This is a genomic window from Salimicrobium album (assembly GCF_900107115.1).
Lineage (GTDB): Bacteria > Bacillota > Bacilli > Bacillales > Halobacillaceae > Salimicrobium > Salimicrobium album.
The window spans coordinates 622540-645503 of sequence record NZ_FNOS01000001.1; the positions used below are offsets into that span (position 1 = coordinate 622540).

Sequence of the window (22964 nt, forward strand, 5' to 3'; positions counted from 1 at the left end):
CTTCATTCTTTTTTGGAAAGCTGCAGCGCTTCTTTCGTGTTTTTCCATAGCGAGGAGCTGCTGTACATAAGTACACCTCCCCGATAAATTCTGGCACCGATAACTCCGAGCAGTATGATTGCGCCGACGAGAACGCCGAACGACAGAACCACTTCCCATACCGGCATTTCTCCCACTCCTATTCTCGTGAACATGACGAAGGGAGTGAAAAAAGGGATATAGGAAGCCGCCGCTATATAAAAAGCGTTCGGGTTGCTGAGGGCGGATATCGCAAAAAAGAACGCTACGACCACCAGCATCATCATCGGTGTCACCGTCTGTTGGGCATCTTCCACCCGGCTTACGAGTGAACCGAGCACCGCGGCCAGTGTGGCATACAGGAAGTAGCCGAGCAGAAAATAAATGACTGCATAAGTGATGATGCCCCAGTCCGGGTTGCTGAGACCGGCCATCTGGATAAGGGAATTCTCCGAACTGTCACTCATACGGATACCCACAATACCGCTGAGAATAAAAATCCCGAATTGACTCAGCCCCACCAGGGCAACCCCTGTTATTTTTCCGAACATCTGCGTGACCGGCGATACGCTGGAAATAAGAATTTCCATTACCCGGCTCGACTTTTCCGTAGTCACTTCCGTGGCAATGATGTTTCCGTACATAATGACAGCAAGATACATAACGAACAGCATAATATAGACGATCACGCGGGCCTGGTTCAGCTCTTCTTCGGACTTAGCCCCCTCTTCCAGTGCTGTCGTCTCAAATTCCACAGGCGTGGAAATTTCGGCAAGTGCTTCTCCGGATATATTCTGCTGCCGCGCCGCAGCGTTCATTTTGACCTGCTGTAATGCCTGCCTGACTTCCTGATCCGTGGAGGAAGTGAATTCGTCCGTGTAGTAATGACCGGCCGGCAATCCTGCTTCTCCTTTTTCGACTACGAGAAGCCCATCGAATTTGCCATCTCTTACCGACTTTTTCGCGTCTTCCGCTTCTCCTTCATATATTTCTCCACCGGGAATGGATGCAGCGAGAGCAGACGCCTCCGGTTCATCTGCAATAAGAGCTACGGAGGATTTTTCATCCTCGTCCCCCTGGAAGACTTCCATTACCGTCTGTATATTCGTCATGAGCAGGATAGCAGCCACCATAAGAGCAGTAGTAATGATAAAGGCCTTTGATTTAATTCTGTTAGTATATGTATGGGATAGAATGACAAAAAACTTATTCATATGATTCACCTACCTTTTCAATGAAGATATCTTCAAGCGACGGTTCCTCCACCTCGAATTTTCTCACAAATCCTTTGCCCTGCAGGGCTTCGAAAAGTACCTGTGCATCTTCTTCCTTATGTATCTGACAGGTCGCCCCCTCCGGTACAGCTTTATAGTGGAGCACCACCTCTTCCTCTTTCAGGAATGAAACATCGAAGTCGGCTTCGATCTGCACATTTTTCTTTCCGAACGAGCGTTTGATTTCCTTTAATTTCCCATGCACTACCGGCGCTCCTTTATGCATAATACACAAGCTTTCACAAAGTTCTTCGACGTGCTCCATCCGGTGGGAGGAGAAGACGATGGAAGTGCCCTTTTCTTTCAGCTCTTTCACGGCTTCTTTCAGCATCTCCACGTTTACCGGGTCGAGTCCCGTAAAGGGTTCATCCAGAATCAGCAGTTTCGGCTTATGCAGCACGGCGGAAATGAACTGGATTTTCTGCTGATTTCCTTTCGAAAGCTCTTCCACTTTTTTCGTCCGGTAATCGGGCACTTTGAAACGCTCCAGCCAGTAGTTGATTTCACCGCGGGCGTCCTGCTTATTCATCCCTCTCAGTTTGGCCAGATAGACGAGCTGATCTTCGACTTTAAGTTTCGGATACAGCCCCCTCTCCTCCGGCAGATAACCGACGAGGTGACTCTGATCGTACCCGATTCCTCCTTCATTCCAGGAGATTTCCCCTTCTGTCTGGTCGAGAAGACCGAGAATCATACGGAATGTTGTCGTTTTACCCGCACCATTTCCTCCGAGGAACCCGAACATCTGCTTTTCGGGTATTTCTATGGAAAGGCTGTCGACTGCAACAAACGAGCCGAATTTTTTAGTTACATTGTCAAGTTTCAGCATATTTCCTCCTCCTTCATTTTCTTTCGATTACGTTTCTTCAGTGAAAACGTTTCATTTTTAAACAAAAACTTCTATAATGTGAATAGGCATTCATCCAAAAAGGAGGGTACATAAATGAAAACATATTTTCTGACAGTATTCAGCCAGGACGGCACCAACCTGATCGACGAAAGGTTTGAAGCGGAAGACGATAAATCTGCTGCGGAAATCGGAAAAGAGAAATTGGCGGAACAGGGGTATGAAGAAAAGACACATCGTTGCGTAGCCCCTGAAGGTCATCTCGTCCTCTTTCACAGATAATCAGTATATAGAAGCCTTCCCCAGTTCCCGAGGGGAAGGCTTCTTTGAATCATTGAGCTTGAATTCGACGGTTGTCAGGGGTCTCTCCGATTATTTACCTGTGAACTCCGGCTTTCTTTTTTCCATGAAAGCACGGACGGCTTCCTTGTGATCTTTCGTTTCGCTCAGTTTTCTCTGGTTAATCCGTTCCTGCTGTAAATAATACTCAAGTTCCTTCACGCCCGCCTGATGGTACAGAATCTTCGTCGCAATCATCGATCTCAAAGGTCTGCGGCTCCAGCTCGTCATCAGGGCTTCCGCCCGGGACATCAATTCTTCCGTCACCATATCCACCAGTTTCAGTTCCTGGGCTTCTTCTCCAGACAGTTTCGCCCCCTCCCAGGCGTACTGTTTCGCATGATGCACACCGAGCCTTTCCTTCAGCCAGTAGTGGCCGCCTCCGTCCGGAGCCAGACCGATCCCGATAAAATTCATCGAAAATACTGCATTTTTTTCAGCAATAATACAATCGCAGCTGAGGGCGATACTCAACCCGAGTCCTACAGCAGAGCCGTGCACGGCAGCAACGACTATTTTAGGCATCGTATAGATTTCTTTAACAATCGCTTCGATGTCATTCATCAGTGCGCTGTATTTTTCCTCATCCGAAAACTCTTTCATCATCGAAATGTCGCCTCCGGCACAGAATCCGGGACCTTCGCCGGATATCAGAACCAGATCCGCTTCGTATCCTCTCACTTCCTCTAGCACTTCCCTGAACTCCTTAAGCATCGGTGCATTCAATGCATTGTATTTGTCGGGACGTGCCAATTGAACGTGTACAAAAGAGTCGTGCTGTTCTAAACGGAAATAATTCAATGTGTTTCCCCCTTTTTAATTCTTTACATACCTTCCTGTATTATACATTTCGACGAAAATTCCGACTTTCCTTTTAACAATATACGCACCCTTTTCTTGGCATAAAAAAAAAGCCGCCCGAAGGCGACTTTTTACTGTTCTTCCTGATCCTGGGTACCGTAAAGATCCTCAAGAGGTTTCGTAATGATCTGGCTTACCTCATTGATGACCGTGTTCAAACGCTGCTCTTCTTCCATCAGCTTGGAAATATCAGGATGCTGCTGTACAAGTTGTACAACGCTCTGCGCTTTTTCCACTTCTTCTTCGGAGATTTCTTCTCCCTGCATCTGCTTCTGTTGAAGCGTCATTTGCGTCTGACGGAAATCTTCGAACATCTGTTTAGAAGATTCATCGCTCATCACTTTGTCATAAGCGTCTTTAAGTGCTGTAAATTCTTCACTGTTACGTAGTGCTTTTTCCAGTTCATATGCATTATCATAAATATTAGCCATTGAAAAATAACCTCCTAAATTTGACTCTTTTCCTACTATAACAAACGAGTTTCCGTCTGTATAGGCAAAAACTTATATTCCAAGGAGGAGTACGATACCACTTTGAAGAAGGCCTACAAATCCCCCTAACATAGCTCCGAGATAAGTGATCATCTTGAACTCGCGACGTGAAATTCCGAGCACCAGATCTTCAAGGCGTGATACCTCGAAAGCTTCCACCTGTTCCTTCACGATATCTTCCAGATGCAAATGTTTAATGACACTTTCCATCTGTACCGAAAGAAAATCGATCGCTTTCGGAACGACAAAAGCCACTCCATCTTCCGTAATCCTCTCCCGCACAGGGGCCGAAATCTCGGAGAGCGGTTTATCCCAGTATCTCTCCAGAGGCACGAGACTGCTTAACGCTCCGGAGAAAGAGGCGATTATCTCCTCACGCCTGATGTGTTGTTCAATATCTTCCACTTTCAAAGCAATCAGGTGTTTATACTCCTCCACCATCACGTCTTCAATCCACTGTCTGGTCTCTTCTTTGTTTGCATATCTCACCATAGTGCCATGCAGCCGTTCGCTTATGTTTCTGCTGCTGAAAATAGAAGACATGAGCTGGCCGAACATCCCGTGTTTTTCAAAATAATCGTTGATAAGAGCCTTTACACGATATCGTCCGTCCGGGCTTTCAAGATACGAAGCTATTTTCCTCTGTACATAGATGCTTGCGCGTTTTGTAAGAAATATCCCCCTCTCTTCCCATTCTCCCGGCACAATATCTTTTATTTTTACGTCTTTTCTTCTGTCCAGCCACCCGCTGATAGTTTTCTCCAGCTGTTTTTCAAGTTCTCCGTGCACGTTTTCTTTCGTAAGTTCCGGGGCCATGGGAGAAATGAGTTCTCCCAGAGTGATTTTTGAATCGAGGAAACGGTTCACTTCTTTTCTGGTTCCCCTTAGCAGTGTTTCCCTGAATGTCTCGTTCAAAAGCTTATTCCTGAGCCCGCTCGGAGTCACCAGGTGTTCCACCACCATTTCACCCAGTTGTTTTGCCAGTTCACTTTGCCGTTTGGGAATAAGTCCCGGAGTGAACGGTATTTGAAATTTGCCTATATATACAGGACGATAGGGACGAAACAACATACGTATGGCGAGAGAGTTCGTCATTCCCCCGATCATTGCTCCAATTCCGATCATCATAATTGTAAACAGTATCGGATCCATATAATTATCCTCATTTCCGGTTATGTTTCTTTCAGTATAAGCGAATCGGTAAAAAACGTGCAATCAGTTCGCGGGACCCGAAGGTATGCCAAGTGTGCCGAGCCACGGAAGGACGCCCCTGTTTTGTTCCTCTTAACCAAAAAAACGCACCGGGACACCGGCGCGTTTCAGCGGCTCTTCACGAGCATTTGTATAGCTTCGCCTATTACTTCGTCTGCACTTTCTCCTTCGTTCTCTGCATCACGAATACATGTTTCCAAATTTTTTGCTACAATATATGCTAGGGAACGATCCATCGCCGACCGGGCAGCAGATAGCTGTGTTACAACATCTTTACATTCTTTTCCTTCATCCATCATTTTTAAAATGCCGCGTATTTGCCCTTCCACTCTTTTGAGGCGATTTTTCACATCCTGATTATATTCACTTTTCTTCTCTATATCTTCCATGAAGGAGCCCCTCCTCTTGCTAATCTGGTATTTTCTTTTAATACTACTACATCACTCGGGATTATACAAAAGAAAGGATATGTTTTATGAAAGCAGCTCAGCTGAAACAGCTTTACTCCAATTATACAACACCGGAAGAAGTGTCCGTACACGCATACGATTCCTATTACTGGTTCGATACGGACGAAGGGACGGTGGGCCTCAAGCGGGAAGAAGTTCCGGAACGTGAGCATACTCTCCTGCTTGAACTTTTCCCGAAAGCCGACCGGGGAATCTCTTTAAGGGAAGACCAGTGGAGACGTCTGCTTTTCCAGCGGGAAGAAGCAACTTTCCAGACGCCTCCTCACCGTTATCGCTTCATTTTCTTTACCGCTCCTCATTCCGTGGATCAGGAATCTCTCCACGAAGCTTTCCAGGCGCTCTTTCCGTTCCCTGTTTCCATCATCTGGACAGATGGAAGGGGCGGGGTAATCATTGAGGAGCAGACAGAGAGACCGGTGGAAACCATCGCTTTCGACGAAGTGATGGATGTACTTATGAGTGACTTCGATATGAAAATCCGTTTCTATGTAAGTGAATTCTATGAAGAGTTCCGGTCGGTCCATACCCATTTCACCTTCTCTCAAACGATGGCCGAAACAGCCTCCCGCTATCTCCCGGGAGCACTCGCCACACCTCTGAATACGGCTCTTTATCTTTATATGGATAGTTTAAAAGAAGAGAACAGAGAAATCCTTGCATCCAATTTCCTGAAAGGCACTGAATCCGACGGGGAACTTCTGGATACCGTCAAAGTGTTTCTTGAACACGGAGCGAATGCATCAGCCGCTGCCAAAACGTTATATATGCACCGCAACAGCCTGCAATACCGTATCGATAAATTCACGGAACTTACCGGAATGGACATCAGGCAGTTCGACGCAGGCGTCCTCGTTTATCTCTCTATTCTTTACATACGCTACTGACAACGTGCACAAAACGCCGTTGATTTTCCTGTGCACGTTAACCGTTTTCTTTATTGTACGGATGAGATAGACTGGTCCTTATAAAGAAAACGATTTCAAATGACGGGGGTAATGATAATGGCTGAGATCAATTTGAACAATATCCAAAAAGTTTATGACGGAAATGTGCATGCCGTACAGGATTTTAATTTACATATCAATGATAAGGAATTTGTGGTATTCGTCGGTCCCTCCGGGTGCGGGAAGTCGACGACTCTGCGTATGATCGCAGGACTAGAGGACATTACTGACGGGGATTTTATGATTGATGAAAATCGTATGAATGATGTGGCACCGAAAGACCGGGACATTGCAATGGTTTTCCAGAACTATGCCCTTTATCCGCACATGAACGTTTACGATAATATGGCATTCGGACTGAAACTTCGTAAAATGGATAAAAAAGAGATCCAGGAACGGGTTAAACGGGCTGCGGACATTCTTGGGCTCGAATCTCTTCTCGACCGTAAACCGAAAGCACTCTCCGGCGGTCAGCGCCAGCGTGTGGCTCTCGGGCGCGCTATCGTCCGGGATGCGAAAGTTTTCCTCATGGATGAACCGCTCTCCAACCTGGACGCCAAACTTCGTGTACAAATGCGTGCCGAAATCCAAAAGCTCCATCAGCGCCTGCAGACGACCACTATTTACGTAACGCATGACCAGACGGAGGCTATGACGATGGCAACCAGACTGGTAGTTATGAAAGATGGTGTTATCCAGCAGGTCGGAGCCCCGAAAGATGTATACGACCGGCCGGAGAACATGTTTGTCGGCGGGTTCATCGGCTCTCCTGCGATGAACTTCTTTACCGGAAAACTGGGTGAGGACCATATAGAAATCGATGAGGCGAAAGTAGCCGTTCCGGAAGGGAAGATGAAGACACTGCGCGAACAGGGATACGTCGGTAAAGAAGTCGTACTCGGCATACGTCCGGAGGAACTCCATGACGAACAGCTCTTTATCGACAGTAACAGTGATAAAAAAATCAAGGCTTACATCGAAGTTGCCGAACTGATGGGAGCGGAGTCCTATCTTTACTCGAGAATAGGTAATCAGGAATTCGTGGCGCGGGTGGACTCCCGCTCCGACGTCAAAGGTGGAGATACTATAGAAATCGCCATGGATATGAATAAAGCTCACTTCTTCGATAAGGAATCAGAGCTTCGCATCAGATAATCACTTAACAACAGCGCTTTTTGCCCCAATACGACAGGGCGCGCTGTTGTTTTTTATAGAATTCTTATCCGTCACTACGCTTTTCTGTGAAATACTTCGTCCAGAATGCGAAGTGCTGCATCAATCTGGGCCGTCGTCACGGTAAGGGGAGGAAGCAAACGTATCACGTCCGGACCTGCCGGAAGTACGAGCACGCCCTCGGTCCGCAACTCATCGATAATCGGTTTTACTTCATACTCCCATTCGACCCCTATCATGAGCCCGAGTCCACGCACCTCTTTTACTCCGTCGATATCGGCAACCATTTTGGTCAGCTGTTCTTTCATGTACTTCCCTTTTTCTTTTACATCATTGAGAAATCCTTCTTTAAGTATCTCTTCCAGAGTAGCTCTGGCTGCCGTGGCGCTGAGGGGGTTCCCTCCAAAGGTGGACCCGTGACTTCCCGGACCAAAATCATCCTTCAAAAAAGCCTTCCCCAGCATCGCTCCCACCGGAAAACCGCTGCCGAGCCCTTTAGCCGATGTAATGATATCAGGATCGAGCCCCATTGTCTCATAAGCGAACAGTTCTCCTGTACGTCCGGCTCCCGTCTGGATCTCATCAATGATAAGAAGCACTCCCCGTGATCTGCATACTTCCTGAACGAATTCCAGAAAACTCTGCTCTGCCGGACGGACTCCTCCTTCTCCCTGAACAATCTCAAGCATACATGCTGCTGTAGTTCCGTCTATGTTCCTTTCCACACTTTCTTTATCATTCCACACTGCATAGTCAAAAGGCTCGAGCATACGGCCAAACCCCTGCCTGACCTTTTCCTGTCCGGTAGCCGCCATTGTAGCAAAGCTGCGCCCGTGGAAAGACTGACCGAATGTTACTACTTTATCTTTGCCTGTATGTTTTCTGGCCAGCTTAATGGCTGCTTCATTCGCTTCTGCTCCACTATTGCAGAAAAAAACGGCATCCATGGAAGAGTGTGCTGTCAAAATTTCCGCCGCTTCCACCTGAGCCGGAACCGGAAAAATATTCGATACATGCCACAGCCGGTTCATCTGCTCTTCAATCGCCCTTTGTACTGCAACCGGACGGTGACCAAGATTATTCACCCCAATACCGGAGGTGAAATCAAGATATTCATTATTATTATCATCTCTTACGATCGTTCCTTCCGCATCCGTCAGAGTTACCGGCAGACGCGGATAAGTCGGAAACAGACTCACAGAAACATCCCCTTTCCCTCTTTTGTAATGAATGTGCCTTTCCATTCCCCGTTTATTGACATAGGTTCTTTCCCGCTGACAATCACCGCTTCCCGCAATGTTTCGGATAACGCTTCTTCCGCCGCTCTCACTTTAGGTATCATTCCTCCATAAATCGTCTCTTTTTCAATGAGCTGCCTGATGTCTGCTGAGGAAAGGTGCGGAATTATCCTGCCCTCCTCCATTACCCCGGGTACATCCGTTACAAAAATAAGTTTGTCTGCTTTCAGTGCTTTTGCAATTCCTGCAGCTGCGGTGTCGGCATTCACGTTCACAATTTCCCCATTTTCTGTCTGCGCAAGAGGAGAAACAACAGGAAGGAAGGACCTTTCGAGAGTTTCCTTCAGAAGTCCCGTTTCAATACGGGGTGTCCCCCCTACGTACCCGTAGGAAGAAAAGTCCAGAAATTCAGCAGAAATCACATCATCACAACCTCTTATGCCCACTGCCTTCATTCCTTCCTCCGTAAACCTGTCTGCCAGTTCCCGGTTTTTCACTTCTCCCAATACTGTTTCCACAACTTCCATAGCCGGTTTCGTCGTCCTCCTCAGTCCGTGTATGAAAGGAGCGTCGATTTTTCGTTCCTTCAGTTCGGAGGAGATAGAGGGGCCTGCGCCGTGAACAATTACAAATTGATACCGATCCCTGAGTTCTTCTACACTCTTAAGAAAAATACTTTCCAGTTCCTCGATCATACTGCCGCCTATTTTCAGGACGAGGAGGGGTTTATGTCCGGTAACTGGCATTGATTTTGACATAGTCATACGTCAGGTCACACCCCCATGCTGTTCCGGAAGCGTCACCGGCGCAAAGATCTACAGTGATCTTCACCTCATCCCGGGACAGATAGGAAGCTACTTCTTCCTCTGAAAAGTCGACGCCCTCCCCATTTTCAAAAACGGTACAGGACCCGACCGCCACGGTACACTTTCCGGAATCGAAACTCGCTCTGCTGTGGCCCATCGCACCGATAATCCGCCCCCAATTTCCATCTTCTCCATATATGGCCGTTTTGACGAGACTGGAACCTACGATTTTTTTAGCTACTTCTCTTGCTTCTCCCACACTTGCCGCGCCGTTCACGGTAACCTCCACCAGTTTGGTCGCCCCCTCTCCGTCTGCTGCTATTTTTTTAGCAAGGTCACAGCAGACTTCCGAAAAGACTCCTGCGAAAAGTTCCCAGTCTTCATGACCTTCGTGAAGAATTTCATTATTAGCCGCTCCGTTCGCCATGGCCAGCACCATGTCATTTGTCGAAGTTTCCCCATCCACGGTAATCTGATTGAAGGAGTGATTGACAGTAGATTTTAAAAGCCGGTCGAAATCTTCCGGATCGACAGCTGCGTCCGTCGTCAAAAACCCGAGCATCGTCGCCATATTCGGATGGATCATTCCGGAGCCTTTCGAGGTCCCGGCTACAGTTACTACGCTTTCCCCGATTTTCACCCGATAACAGACAGATTTCGTCTTCTTATCAGTAGTGAGAATCGAGGAAGCGAAGTCTTCCCCTCCTTCCGAATCCGGGTCTACTTCAAAACAGCCCTTTTTAATAATATCCATAGGCAGCTGTTTCCCGATGACACCGGTGGAAGAGACGGCTACCGAAGATTCCGGAAGGCCGTGACGTTCTGCCAGCCACCGTCTCATCTGAAACGCATTGGCCACTCCCCGGGCACCTGTACAGGCGTTCGCTACTGCACTGTTCACGACTACTGCCTGAAGCATGCCATCTTCCAGACTTTCTCTCGTCACCTGTAATGGCGCAGCCTGAAAGTGACTCCGGGTGTAAACGGCGGTACTGACAGCCGGCACATCACTGACAATCACCCCCATGTCTTTTCTCGTTTTTCTTAAACCTGTATGGGCTCCTCCGGCTGTGAACCCTTTTGGCGTGGCTACTGTTCCATTTTCTATCTTTTCTACGTTTAACGCTGTATCGATCAACCTCCCAACTCCTTTCTATTTTTTATTTATGGATATAAAGGAAACAACTTCAAACCTCTCGTCTCTTCGAATCCGAGCATAATATTCATGTTTTGTATCGCCTGACCCGAAGCTCCTTTAACGAGGTTATCTATAACGGACACTATCGTTAACCGACCTGTCCTCTCGTCCAGTTCCACATGCATATCACAGAAGTTTGAGCCGTACACATCTTTCGTTGCCGGGAATTCATCCCTGACCCGAACGAAAGGACTGTTTGCATAAAAAGTTCTGTAAAGATCCATCCACGATTCCGGATGTTCATGTAATGAGACATCGACATACATCGTCGCCATAATACCTCTCGTCATGGGTACGAGATGGGGAGTGAACGAAACTGCCTCCGATCTCCCGCTCCATCTCTTAAGCTGCTGCTCAATTTCAGGTATGTGCTGGTGTTCATTCACTTTGTAAACTCTGAAGTTCTCTTCTGTATTCGTATAAATTGTCTTTTCGTTCGGAGACTTTCCTGCTCCCGAAATACCGGATTTAGCATCTATAATGAGAGATTTTTTCTCCAGCAACCCGATATCGGCTAGAGGGGCGAGCCCAAGAAGCACCGCTGTAGGATAGCACCCGGGGTTAGCTAGAATATCCGCCTCCCTTATCTTTTCGCCATTCGTTTCCGGCAGACCGTACACAGCTTCGTCGAGTAACTGTCCGGGAGCAGGAGTTTTTTTATACCACTTTTCATAATCCGCCGGGTTCTGCAAACGTAAGTCCCCCGACAAATCAATCACCTTTACCCCGCTGCCCTGGAACAAAGGCGTCAGGTCTCTCGATACTCCTGCGGGTGTAGCGAGAAACAGTACATCCAGTTCCTCTTTCATCCGTTCCGTTTCTATAGGTTTAAGCTCATCACTGAACCACTCGGACAGCTGAGGCATTAAAGAAGCGTACGGAGAACCTGCCTCCGAAGAAGAATAAAGACTTATGTTTTTTATATCCTTATGATTGGCCAGAAGCCGGAACAATTCTACGCCACCATAGCCGGTAGCTCCGGCGATACCTGCGTGTACCAAGCTGTAATTCCCCCTCCGTTAATGAATAATTATTAATTATAACGTATATTTATACCAATAATATCTTTTTTAATGAAAATGTCAATATAGTTATCAAAATTTTGGCGCAAAAAGAATATACTGAATAAGTTTTTAAATAGTACAGAAGATATACAAAAAAGCCCCTCCTGGAAACCGGACGATGTTCTCCGCTTTCCAGGAGGGGCTGTTATACAAGAGTGATAATAAAAGAACGGCTTATACTGTCTCCGGCACCTCCATCAGATATTTATCACAGGCATCTGCAGCAGCTCTTCCTTCGTTGATGGCCCAGACAATCAGACTCTGCCCGCGCCGCATGTCCCCTGCTGCAAAAACTCCTTCTTTGTTTGTCAGGTACGTATGAAGGTCAGCTTTAACATTCGTCTTTCGGGTCGTTTCAATCCCCATTTCTTCCACCAGTTCCTGTTCAGGTCCTGTAAAACCGATAGCCAGCAATACGAGATCTGCCTGCCAAACCTTCTCGGTGCCGGGAATTTCTTCACGATATTTGTTCCCCTGTTCATCGAATTTAAGTTTAACGTTGATAGTATGCACTTCTTTAATACGACCATGTTCATCTCCGACAAACTTCTTAGTCTGGACGGCGTAAGCTCTCGGATCGTCTCCGAAAACTGCCTCCGCTTCTTTTTGCCCGTATTCGATACGATGAATCACCGGATATTGCGGCCACGGGTTTACCGCTTCATCTCTATTCCCGGGTTTCTTATCATATATATCGAACTGCACGAGTGACTTGCAATCATGTCTCATGGACGTGGCGATACAATCGGTTCCGGTGTCACCACCGCCGATTACAATCACATTCTTCCCTTCGGCGGAGATATATTCTCCGTTCTCGTGATGTGAGTCAAGCAGACTTCTGGTGTTTGCATGAAGAAAGTCCATCGCAAAATGTACACCTTCAAGGTTACGCCCTTCTACGTCAATATTTCTGTGATTAGCTGCGCCACCGCATAATACAACCGCGTCGTTTTCCTCTTCCAGCTGGCTGGAAGGGATATCTCTGCCTATATTTGCATTCGTTACAAAGCGCACCCCTTCTTCTTCCATAAGTTTTATACGGCGCAGTACCACTTCATACGATAGTTTCATCTCCGGTATGCCGTACGTAAGCAGGCCGCCGGGACGATCGTCACGCTCGTATACTGTGACTGTATGTCCCGCTTTGTTCAGCTGGTCGGCGACGGTTAACCCCGCCGGTCCGGACCCTACAACTGCCACTTTCTTACCGGTACGCTTTTCGGGTGGTTCCGCGGTAATCCATCCGTTTGCAAAACCCTTCTCAACGATGGACCTCTCCACCGATCTTATGGCTACGGGATTCTCATTCAGACCCAGCACGCATGCCCCTTCACACGGAGCCGGACAGGCGATACCGGTGAATTCAGGGAAGTTGTTCTGCTCGTGAGCTTTCATCAGTGCTTCTTTCCACTGCCCCCGGTATACAAGATCGTTCCATTCCGGAATATAGTGATAGACGGGACAGCCTGAGGTTCCTCCGACCATTTCCGTACCGGTGTGACAGGTAGGCACACCGCAGTCCATGCAGCGTGCCCCTTCCCGTTGCGCTTCTTCATCCGGCATGGGAAGCGTGTAGTCCTCCCAGTCCTTTACCCTTTCCTTCGGGTCCCGCTCCGGGCGCCCCCGGCGCTCATACTCCATAAACCCTGTCGGTTTCCCCATCTTTAGCCTCCTCCTGTTTATTCTCCAGCTGTTCTTCTTCTCTTTTCTGGCTGGCTTCAAATGCTTTCATTTCCGCTTCGAATTTATCGTTCCCTTCGTTCCTGAATGTTTCGATTCTGCTCCTCATTTCAAGAAATGCTACTGGAACGACGCGTTTGAATTTAGGAAGTGTTTCCTCCCAGTTATCAAGAATCCGCTGCCCTTTCTCACTCCGGGTATAGCCTGCATGGGCTTCGATCATCTCATAAAGTTCCTGCTTCTCCGTCTCTTCCTGTATCTGTTCCGAAAGTACAAGCTCTTTATTAAGTTTAGTGCTGAAACTTCCGTCTTCGTCCAGTACATAGGCGATTCCGCCGGACATACCTGCGGCAAAGTTCCTCCCTGTCTCCCCGAGTACGGCTACCCTTCCTCCTGTCATATATTCACAGCCATGATCCCCCACACCTTCGACTACGAGATGGGCTCCACTGTTACGTACAGCAAAGCGTTCTCCCGCCTTCCCGCTGATATATGCTTCGCCTCCGGAAGCACCATAAAAGCAGACGTTTCCAGCTATAATGTTATCTTCCGCTTTGAACGTAGAACGCGGGGAAGGGTGAACGATGATTTTCCCACCGGAGAGACCTTTTCCGACGTAATCATTTGCATCTCCGACCAGGCGCATCGTAAGTCCTCTCGGGATGAAGGCTCCGAAACTCTGACCGGCCGAGCCTTTGAATTTCAGCTGAATCGTATCTTCCGGAAGACCTTCTTCTCCATACTTTTTCGAAATTTCACTGCCGAGTATCGTTCCGGCCACCCGGTGGATGTTACGTATCGATCCTGTGCCTTTCACCGGTGTTCCATTATCGATCGCTTCCTTACAAAGGGGAATCAGTTCCTGGACATCAAGAGACTTCTCGAGTCCGTGATCCTGCTCCACCTGAGAATAATGTCCGACGTTCGATCCTGTCTCCGGACGATAAAGAAGAGCTGATAAGTCCACATCTTTGGCTTTCCAGTGATCCACATCGGCTTTCCTTTCCAGAACGTCATTTCGACCGATCATTTCGTTCACCGTCCGGAAACCGAGCTCTGCCATAATTTCTCTTGCCTCTTCTGCTACGAAACGCATGAAATTCGCGACGTGATCAGCATCCCCTATAAATTTCTTTCGAAGCTCCGGATTTTGGGTGGCAACTCCGACCGGACAGGTATCCAGGTGACAGACGCGCATCATAATACACCCAAGAACTACGAGAGGTGCTGTGGAAAATCCGTACTCTTCCGCCCCCAGCAGAGCGGCCGTAACGACATCACGTCCCGTCATCAATTTACCATCTGTCTCCACCGTAATCCGGTCCCTGAGTCCGTCCAGGAGGAGAGTCTGGTGAGTTTCTGCAACTCCAATTTCCCACGGCATTCCTGCATGTTTGATACTCGTCCGGGGCGCGGCACCCGTGCCGCCGTCATAGCCGCTGATCAGTACAAGATCCGCACGTCCCTTGGCCACACCTGCAGCTATCGTTCCCACCCCTACGGCCGATACCAGTTTGACACTGATACGGGCTTCCGGATTGGCGTTTTTCAGGTTATGAATCAGTTCCGCTAAATCTTCGATCGAATAAATATCGTGGTGAGGGGGCGGAGAAATCAATTCCACTCCGGGAGTTGCCCCTCTTACTTCCGCAATCCACGGGTACACTTTCTTACCCGGCAGATGCCCCCCTTCTCCGGGTTTGGCACCTTGGGATACTTTGATCTGAATTTCATCAGCATTCACCAAATAGTGACTCGTTACCCCGAAACGACCGGAAGCCACCTGTTTAATGGCACTGCGCCTTGAGGTCCCGTCTTTATCCGGGAGGAACCGGTCAGGTGATTCTCCGCCTTCTCCGGTATTGCTTCGACCTCCAAGTTTGTTCATGGCTACAGCCAAAGCTTCATGGGCCTCCTGTGAAATAGAACCATAGGAAATCGCTCCTGTTTTGAACCGTTTCACGATTTCTTCCACCGGCTCCACTTCATCAAGAGGAACTGAGGCACGATCTTTGAACTTAATGAGACCGCGGAGCGACTGCAGATTATTCGTTTCATCGGTGAGCATCTTCGTGTATTCCTTAAATAGCTTATAGTCATTAGTTCTTGCTGCCCGTTGCAGGGTATGAATAGTCTGGGGGTTGTACTGATGATCTTCCCCGTTCATCCTGTACTGGAATTCATCTCCCGGGTCCAGCATCTTCGTCCGGGGCCGCTCGGCTTCGAACCCCCGGTCGTGACGCATGCACACTTCCCGTTCTATAGTTTCCAGTCCGATGCCCCCGAGCCGGGAGGCTGTTCTAGTGAAATACTTATCTATCACGTCCGGACTGATGCCTACCGCTTCGAAAATCTGAGCACCGCGGTAACTCTGAATAGTAGATATACCTATTTTGGAAAGTACTTTGACGATTCCGTCCGTAACACTGCTCACGTAGTCGAGGACACTCCGGTCATAGCTGCGATCCGGAATCTCCCCACGCGCCACCAGATCACGGAGCGTTTCATAAGAAAGATAAGGATTCACAGCTTCCGCCCCGTACCCGAGCAGAGTAGCGAAATGGTGCACTTCTCTAGGCTCTGCCGATTCAAGTATTAAACTGACTTTAGTACGGACACCCTCGCGAATGAGATGATGGTGCAGTCCTGAAACGGCAAGCAGTGCCGGGATGGCTGCATAGTCTCTGTTCACACCCCTGTCCGACAAAATAAGGAAAGTTGTGCCTTTCTCCACTTCTTTGTCCGCTTCTTTGAACAGCCGTTCCAGAGCTTTTTCCATTTCGCGTTCCTGGCCATTCTTTTCAAAGAGCAGGGACAACTTCCCGCTTTCAAACCCTTCTATGTTCTGGTTTTCGATTTTTCCCAGCTGCTCATTGGTCAATACCGGTGTATCGAGTCTCAGATGCCGACAGCTTTCCGGCTTCGGATTCACGACGCTTCCTTCTTTCCCGATGGTCGTCTCCGTCATCGTAATAACTTTCTCCCTTATTGCATCGATAGCCGGGTTGGTCACCTGGGCGAAGAGTTGTTTGAAATAGTTGTAGAGCAGCTGTGGTTTTTTCGAAAGGACAGCGAGAGGAGAATCATATCCCATCGAACCTACAGGGTCTTTCCGGTCAAGGACCAGAGGCTTGATGATTTTATTAATCTCCTCCGTCGTGTAACCGAAAGCCAGCTGCCAGGAGATCAGATCATCTCCGGTAATTTGCGGCGCGTCGGCTTCGAGTTCCGGAAAATCGGATAAATCGTATTTATTCTCTTTGAGCCACTTTCCGTACGGTTCCTCTTCAGCTATGCCTAATTTAATCTCCTCATCCGGAATAATCCGGCCCTCCTCGAGGTCAACCAGAAGCATCTTACCGGGATGGAGACGGCCTTTGTATTCGATATCATCAGCAAAGATATCGAGTGCCCCCACTTCAGAGCCGAGCACAATCATTCCGTCTTTGGTAACGTAATATCTGGCCGGGCGAAGGCCGTTCCGATCGAGGCAGGCCCCTATCTGTCTGCCGTCTGTATAGCAGACGGCCGCAGGACCGTCCCATGGTTCCATAAGAGTGCTATGGTATTCATAAAAATCCCGTTTCTTCGGGTGGATCGTCTCGTCGTTGGCCCACGGTTCAGGAATCATCATCATCGCGGAATGCGCCAGCGATCTTCCTGATAAATACATAAATTCAAGGGCATTATCGAACATAGAAGAATCACTCCCGTCCTCATCAATGACGGGCAAAGCTTTTTTAAGTTCTTCATCGTTGAATGCTTCTGATTGAGACATTTTTTCGCGGGCCCGCATCCAGTTTACGTTTCCGCGCAGCGTATTGAACTCCCCGTTATGAATAGTATAGCGATTCGGGTGGGATCTTTTCCACGAGGGGAAAGTATTTGTACTGAAACGTGAGTGGACCATGGCGAAAGCAGTTTTAAATGTGGGGTGATTCAAATCAATATAGAAAGAGTCAAGCTGTTCGGGGATCAACATGCCTTTGTAGACGATAGTGGTCGTGGATAAGCTGCACATATAGAATTCTTTGAATTTATCGTTTTTCTCCAAAGCTTTCAATGCCTGCTTCCGAATAACGTAAAGCTTCCTTTCAAATTCTATGCGACTTTCGATAGTATCATCCGGTTCAATAAACAGTTGTGAAATGTAAGGCATGGTCGTTTTAGCGTTATCACCGACGAAAGAAGCATTAATCGGCACAGACCTCCATCCCAGGAATTTCTGTCCTTCTTTCTCTACCAGTCCTTCAAAAATCTTTTTGGCTTCCTGACGGGAATTACGGTCTCTCGGAAGAAAAACCATCCCGACCCCATATTTCCCGGCTTCCGGTAAGTATATATCCTCTTTTTCGCATTGTTTCTCAAAGAAAGAATGGGGGATCTGGGTCATAATTCCTGCGCCGTCTCCTGTACTGACATCCGCTCCCTGTCCCCCGCGGTGTTCCAGGTTACAAAGAATGGTAACCGCGTTATTTACGATATCGTGGGATTTCGAACCGTTTATGTTCGCTATCATTCCGATACCGCAGGCTTCGTGTTCAAAATCCGGATGGTATAATCCCTGGGCAGCAGGGTATCCTCTTTTTTCCATGTTTTAAAACCTCCTGATGAACGATTATTTATTTTTGAAAATTAAGAAAATTACGCTTACAGTAGTGTTGCATAATTATAGTATAAAATACGGAATTTTGCACGCGGGTTAATTTTTATCCAATTAATGGATCGCTGTTACGACAACTTTGTAAACGTTGACATTTTATTTTAAAAAAATATAAACTTTCTGTTTCTGTTAATAATTAAAAGAAATAATTATCCATAATCATTAATGTTTATTCAAAAAGATATGAATTATTCATTATAAAAAAACCTGAGAAGGGACCGCTCCCTTCTCAGGCTTCTGTAATTCTCTATTCCCCCGTTTATTTTGCGTTCGGTTTCGTCATTTCTTCAGGTTTAACATATTCCTCAAACTGCTCTTCTGTCAGTAAATCGAGCTCTACTGCCGTTTCTTTCAGATTCTGATTCTTTTCGAAAGCAGTTTTCGCTATTTTCGCAGCATTTTCGTATCCAATGTGCGGGTTAAGAGCTGTTACAAGCATGAGCGAATCGCGAAGATACTCTTCGATTTTCTCCATATTCGGCTCCAGTCCCTGTACACAGCGTTCGTCGAAACTCTTCATACTGTCTGCAAGAATTTGGGACGACTGCAGGAAGTTATAGGCAATTACCGGTTTGAAGACATTCAGCTCAAAGTTACCCTGACTTGCTGCAAAACCGATAGTCGCATCGTTACCCATAACCTGGGCTGCAACCATCGTTACTGCCTCACTTTGAGTCGGGTTGACTTTTCCGGGCATTATAGAACTCCCCGGCTCGTTAGCCGGAATCGTAATTTCCCCGATACCCGAACGTGGTCCGCTGCCGAGCCAGCGAACGTCATTGGCGATTTTCATCATATCCGCTGCCAGTGCTTTTACAGCTCCGTGCGCATGTACGAGTTCATCATGAGAGGTAAGGGAATGAAATTTATTAGGTGCCGAAATAAAATCTTTCCCCGTATCCTTGTTGATATAGGAAACGACTTTTTCAGAAAAGTCCACATGAGCGTTCAGACCTGTGCCGACCGCTGTTCCCCCGATGGCCAGTTCTTTTACGTATGTAATGCTTTCAGTCAGCATCTTTTCCGTTTTCTCAAGCATTCTGTGCCATCCGCTTATTTCCTGGCCAAGTGTCAGAGGAGTGGCATCCTGAAGGTGAGTCCGGCCGATTTTAACGATGTCGTTAAACGCTTCCATTTTTTCTTTCAATGTCTTCTTTAACTGTTCCGAAGACGGGAGCAGCACATCTTCCACTTTACGTACAGCTGCAATGTGCATCGCTGTAGGATACGTGTCGTTGGAACTCTGGGATTTATTCACGTCATCATTCGGATGAAGACGGGTTTCTTTTCCTTCTTTTTCAAGCCATTCACTGCCGACGTATGCGATGACTTCGTTTACGTTCATGTTGGACTGCGTTCCGCTTCCGGTCTGCCACACGACGAGTGGAAAGTGGTCGTCCAGTTCGCCTGCCGTAATTTTATCTGCTGCATATGCGATAGCATCCGCTTTGTCTTTCTCCAGAAGACCGAGTTCTTCGTTCGCGCGGGCTGCACTTTTTTTCAGGATAGCGAATCCTTCAATGATTTCTTTCGGCATTTTTTCGTCACCGATCGGAAAATTTTCTTTACTCCGTTGCGTCTGGGCCGCCCAGTATTTATCTTTCGGTACTTTCATTTCCCCTAATGTGTCTTTTTCAATACGATATTCCACTTGATGATCCCTCCTTAAAATGGTTCCATTTAATTGTATCAACTTTCAATCGAACTATCACCTTTTTGATGCAAACTCCGCAAAAACTTGGAAAACCGCTTAATTTGCATTTGGATCGGGAATGATAGAACAAGAAGGAGGAATACATATGCACATAGCAATACTTGGAGCGACAGGGAGAGTAGGCCACAGAGTTGCAAATAAACTTGCTGAGCAGCACACTGTGTCCGCTCTCGTCAGAGACAGCAAGAAAGCTTCCGGTCTGCTCAATGACGATATAAACCGTATAGAGGGGAACGTACTGGACCCGGAAGCCCTCCGGAAAACTCTGGAACATGCAGATGTGGTGTTCAGTGCTCTTGGAACCGATAAAACGACGACGTTATCGGAGTTCACTCCGACCTGCCTCGAAATAATGAAGGAATACAATATTCCTCGCATAGTTACGATTGGTACGGCGGGCATTTTGAACAGCCGGACGGAAGAAGGTAAGCTGAGATATCAGACAGACGAGTCGAAACGGAGAATTACGTTCGCTGCAAAAGAGCATGAAAAAGTTTACCGGGAATTTGAAAACAGTGACAGGAGCTGGACGATTCTTTGTCCGACTTACCTGCCGGATGAAGAATCGGGGGGTCCTCTCCGTGAAGAAGCTGATTATTTACCCGAAAACGGTAAAAGAGCTCCGGTCCCTGATGTAGCGGAGGTCGCCGTCCGCGAAATAATTTCTCCCGACTATAAAAATAAGCGTGTCGGACTGGCACTCTGACCGAAAGAAAAACTCCCGGACGCGAGAAGCCCGGGAGTTTTTAAATCCATATTATCACTGATTGGCAGGATACAGCCCAAAATATTCTTCAAGCGTCACATTCTCCGCGTGCACTTTACCCGCCAGCTCTTTTCCTACAAAACGCAGATGCCAGGGTTCATAGGCGTACCCGGTGATATCCGACTTGCCCTCGGGATAACGAATGACGAAGCCGAAACGGTGCGCATTTTCCTTCAGCCACTGACCTTCTTCTGTATTTACGAAAGACTCATCAAGTCCGAAACCCATTTCAGCAGACGTTACGTCCATGGCAAGCCCGGTCTGGTGCTCGCTCGTCCCCGGCTTAGCGGAATAACGATTCGCATATTCTCTTCCATTTTCCGCTACGGAGTTTTCGTAAATCGCTTTCTGTCGTTCATAAGAACGGTAGCCGGAAGCAGCGACAGGTTCCAAACCGTCCTCTTCTGCTGCCTGGAACAACTCTTCGAGAGCCACAGCTGCCTTTTTCCTCATCTGCTTTTTCGGATGAAACTCTTCAAAAGAGAACGGAACATCCGGCACGGTCAGGTTCGGAGTTTCGTACCCTTCCGGCAGCTTTCTCTGCTTATTAACTATTACATCAATTCTTTCAGGCTCCTCTACTTCGATCATACTTCCATCTTCTGAGGTTTTCCGGCTCTTACCTGTCTCTTTGTTTCCTCCGCTTTCATTTTCATCGCTATCGTCCTGACCCGTTTCCTCTTTATTACCGTTTCCTGCCTGACTATCGCCACTACTGTCCTTTTGGTCAGTACTTCCTTTACTGCTCGTCTGTTCCTCTCCGGACTTCTCCGGTTCTGCCCCGTTATCTTCCGCAGTATTTTCACCGGCACAACCGGCAAGCAGAAGTCCCAAGCCTATAATTGCCGCCACTACAGATTTTTTCATATTTTATGTACCCGCCTTTTTGTAAAAAATATCCTTACCCACTATATCATGAAAACCATTCGCCTGTATAACCGCTTCTGAAACATAACAAAAAGCGTACCCACTCGTTGCAGGTACACTTTTCGTTGACCGAACTTATGTTATTCCCAGGTGTAGGGCTGATAATGTACGGATAGTCGCTCGAAAGCAGCTCTGTCATCATTGTCAATAGCTTCGTTTATAGCGGCATCCAGGCGGTTTTTGTTGAATTCATATACCATCTGGTCCAGAAATAACCGGGAAGCCAGCTTAATACCGTAGGACAACTCTCGTTTTGCAGTAATATTTTTTCCTTTGTATGCCGGGAACCGTCGAAGAACGTATACACTCTTTTGCTTCCTCATGAGATTACCCCCTCAATCCTTTTTTCCATTATGCAAGATAACAGATGATTTAGCAACAATTTTCTGAATATTTAATTATAATATACCCGCTTTCTCTCTTTTGAAACATAAAAAGGCCGGCAGAAATCTTTTCCTGCCGGCACTGTCTGGTTATTTTACTGTTTAATTTTTTCTGCAATCTGCACGGTACGTTTAGCCTGGTGGCGTACCGCTCCTTCGACATCTTCTTTCATATTGCCTTCGCCATCTACACTTACACTTGTTCCATACGGATTTCCGCCTGCTGCGAAAATCGTATCGTCCGAGTAACCTGTAGGTACGACGATAGCACCCCAGTGATACATAGTGGTATAAATGTTCAGAATAGTCGCTTCCTGTCCTCCGTGAGGGTTTTGAGCGGAAGACATGGCTGTAGCCACTTTGTTGACAAGTTTTCCTTGAGCCCATAGGCCACCTGCCATATCAAAGAATTGTTTCAGTTGTGCAGGTACGCTTCCGAAACGTGTCGGTGAACTGAAAACAAACGCATCTGCCCATTCCAGATCTTCCACTTTCGCTTCAGGGACTACGTCTTTCGTAGCTTCGTAATGTTCTTTCCAAGCAGGGTTCTTTTCAATGGCAGCCATAGGAGCAAGTTCAGGAGCACGCACGAGCTTAACTTCCGCTCCTTCTTTCTCGGCTTCCTCTTTTGCCCACTTAGCCATCTGATAGTTCGTACCTGTAGAACTGTAATAAATAACAGCCAGCTTAATTGCCATAAAAATAATACCTCCCAGCGATATTTTCGTCGGTATCAGCATCGGGGACGAGCCACGCACTGTTCCGACCACACTACTTACAATAACCTAATTATCTCAACTTAAAACTATTTAGACGAAGAATCTTTTAATCCCACACTGCTCTCCCTTGCGAAATTTTATATTGTTGTCAATATTGCTTCAATTTCGCCTTTTCCT

At 47.3% G+C, this 22964-nt stretch carries 20 protein-coding genes; 4 read left to right on the forward strand and 16 right to left on the reverse strand.

Features of this window, described 5'->3' with window-relative positions:
* Window positions 1–2: 2 nt before the first annotated feature.
* Both BLU03_RS03100 and BLU03_RS03105 read right to left on the reverse strand, forming a co-directional pair.
* Window positions 3–1232 (reverse strand): ABC transporter permease, encoded by a 1230-nt coding sequence (locus BLU03_RS03100; RefSeq protein WP_008592259.1) that lies wholly within the window; start codon window positions 1230–1232, stop codon window positions 3–5.
* Window positions 1225–2121, reverse strand: a complete 897-nt coding sequence (locus tag BLU03_RS03105) for an ABC transporter ATP-binding protein (RefSeq protein ID WP_093105509.1) — start codon at window positions 2119–2121, stop codon at window positions 1225–1227. The genes BLU03_RS03100 and BLU03_RS03105 overlap by 8 nt, the downstream gene beginning before the upstream one ends.
* Before the next feature lie 114 nt (window positions 2122–2235).
* On the opposite strand from BLU03_RS03105, the gene BLU03_RS03110 reads away from it, so the two are divergent.
* On the forward strand, window positions 2236–2421 hold the full coding sequence (locus tag BLU03_RS03110; RefSeq protein ID WP_093105512.1) for a YhzD family protein: 186 nt from the start codon (window positions 2236–2238) through the stop codon (window positions 2419–2421).
* A 90-nt stretch (window positions 2422–2511) separates the two neighbouring features.
* Here BLU03_RS03110 and BLU03_RS03115 read toward each other — a convergent pair whose 3' ends face one another.
* The 4 genes from BLU03_RS03115 to BLU03_RS03130 all read right to left on the reverse strand — a co-directional run bounded on the left by BLU03_RS03115 (window position 2512) and on the right by BLU03_RS03130 (window position 5431).
* Window positions 2512–3279, reverse strand: a complete 768-nt coding sequence (locus BLU03_RS03115; protein ID WP_093105514.1) for an enoyl-CoA hydratase — start codon at window positions 3277–3279, stop codon at window positions 2512–2514.
* 131 nt (window positions 3280–3410) lie between these two features.
* On the reverse strand, window positions 3411–3770 hold the full coding sequence (locus BLU03_RS03120; protein ID WP_008592250.1) for a YlbF family regulator: 360 nt from the start codon (window positions 3768–3770) through the stop codon (window positions 3411–3413).
* A 72-nt stretch (window positions 3771–3842) separates the two neighbouring features.
* Window positions 3843–4982: a DUF445 domain-containing protein gene (locus BLU03_RS03125; RefSeq protein WP_093105517.1), complete on the reverse strand. Its 1140-nt coding sequence runs from the start codon at window positions 4980–4982 to the stop codon at window positions 3843–3845.
* 167 nt (window positions 4983–5149) lie between these two features.
* A complete protein-coding gene (locus BLU03_RS03130) occupies window positions 5150–5431 on the reverse strand; it encodes a metal-sensitive transcriptional regulator (RefSeq protein ID WP_093105519.1) in 282 nt (93 codons plus the stop codon).
* An 86-nt stretch (window positions 5432–5517) separates the two neighbouring features.
* On the opposite strand from BLU03_RS03130, the gene BLU03_RS03135 reads away from it, so the two are divergent.
* On the forward strand, window positions 5518–6396 hold the full coding sequence (locus BLU03_RS03135; RefSeq protein WP_008592247.1) for a PucR family transcriptional regulator: 879 nt from the start codon (window positions 5518–5520) through the stop codon (window positions 6394–6396).
* Between the two features lie 117 nt (window positions 6397–6513).
* Window positions 6514–7611, forward strand: coding sequence for an ABC transporter ATP-binding protein (locus BLU03_RS03140; RefSeq protein ID WP_008592246.1), 1098 nt, complete (start codon window positions 6514–6516; stop codon window positions 7609–7611).
* A gap of 74 nt (window positions 7612–7685) precedes the next feature.
* On the opposite strand, the gene BLU03_RS03145 is transcribed toward BLU03_RS03140, so the two are convergent.
* From BLU03_RS03145 to fumC, 7 genes are all read right to left on the reverse strand, one after another.
* Entirely contained in the window at window positions 7686–8873 is a 1188-nt protein-coding gene (locus BLU03_RS03145; protein WP_093105522.1) for an acetylornithine transaminase, read from the reverse strand.
* On the reverse strand, window positions 8825–9631 hold the full coding sequence (argB, locus tag BLU03_RS03150) for an acetylglutamate kinase (RefSeq protein WP_093105524.1): 807 nt from the start codon (window positions 9629–9631) through the stop codon (window positions 8825–8827). Before argB ends, BLU03_RS03145 begins: the two co-directional genes overlap by 49 nt.
* On the reverse strand, window positions 9594–10811 hold the full coding sequence (gene argJ / locus BLU03_RS03155; protein ID WP_008592242.1) for a bifunctional glutamate N-acetyltransferase/amino-acid acetyltransferase ArgJ: 1218 nt from the start codon (window positions 10809–10811) through the stop codon (window positions 9594–9596). Before argJ ends, argB begins: the two co-directional genes overlap by 38 nt.
* A gap of 26 nt (window positions 10812–10837) precedes the next feature.
* Entirely contained in the window at window positions 10838–11872 is a 1035-nt protein-coding gene (gene argC, locus BLU03_RS03160; RefSeq protein ID WP_076569051.1) for an N-acetyl-gamma-glutamyl-phosphate reductase, read from the reverse strand.
* Between the two features lie 237 nt (window positions 11873–12109).
* Window positions 12110–13597: a glutamate synthase subunit beta gene (locus tag BLU03_RS03165; protein ID WP_093105526.1), complete on the reverse strand. Its 1488-nt coding sequence runs from the start codon at window positions 13595–13597 to the stop codon at window positions 12110–12112.
* The gene (gene gltB, locus BLU03_RS03170) at window positions 13566–18209 is read right to left on the reverse strand and encodes a glutamate synthase large subunit (protein WP_093105529.1); all 4644 of its coding nucleotides are present in this window, start codon (window positions 18207–18209) and stop codon (window positions 13566–13568) included. The genes BLU03_RS03165 and gltB overlap by 32 nt, the downstream gene beginning before the upstream one ends.
* A 328-nt stretch (window positions 18210–18537) precedes the next feature.
* Entirely contained in the window at window positions 18538–19929 is a 1392-nt protein-coding gene (fumC, locus tag BLU03_RS03175; protein ID WP_093105532.1) for a class II fumarate hydratase, read from the reverse strand.
* A gap of 148 nt (window positions 19930–20077) precedes the next feature.
* On the opposite strand from fumC, the gene BLU03_RS03180 reads away from it, so the two are divergent.
* Window positions 20078–20698, forward strand: coding sequence for an NAD(P)-dependent oxidoreductase (locus tag BLU03_RS03180; protein ID WP_076569042.1), 621 nt, complete (start codon window positions 20078–20080; stop codon window positions 20696–20698).
* 54 nt (window positions 20699–20752) lie between these two features.
* On the opposite strand, the gene BLU03_RS03185 is transcribed toward BLU03_RS03180, so the two are convergent.
* From BLU03_RS03185 to wrbA, 3 genes are all read right to left on the reverse strand, one after another.
* Complete coding sequence (locus BLU03_RS03185; RefSeq protein ID WP_076569039.1) at window positions 20753–21625, reverse strand: M15 family metallopeptidase; 873 nt, start codon at window positions 21623–21625, stop codon at window positions 20753–20755.
* 140 nt (window positions 21626–21765) lie between these two features.
* Entirely contained in the window at window positions 21766–22008 is a 243-nt protein-coding gene (locus BLU03_RS03190) for an IDEAL domain-containing protein (protein ID WP_076569037.1), read from the reverse strand.
* A gap of 155 nt (window positions 22009–22163) precedes the next feature.
* Entirely contained in the window at window positions 22164–22766 is a 603-nt protein-coding gene (gene wrbA, locus BLU03_RS03195) for an NAD(P)H:quinone oxidoreductase (protein WP_076569035.1), read from the reverse strand.
* Between the last annotated feature and the right edge of the window lie 198 nt (window positions 22767–22964).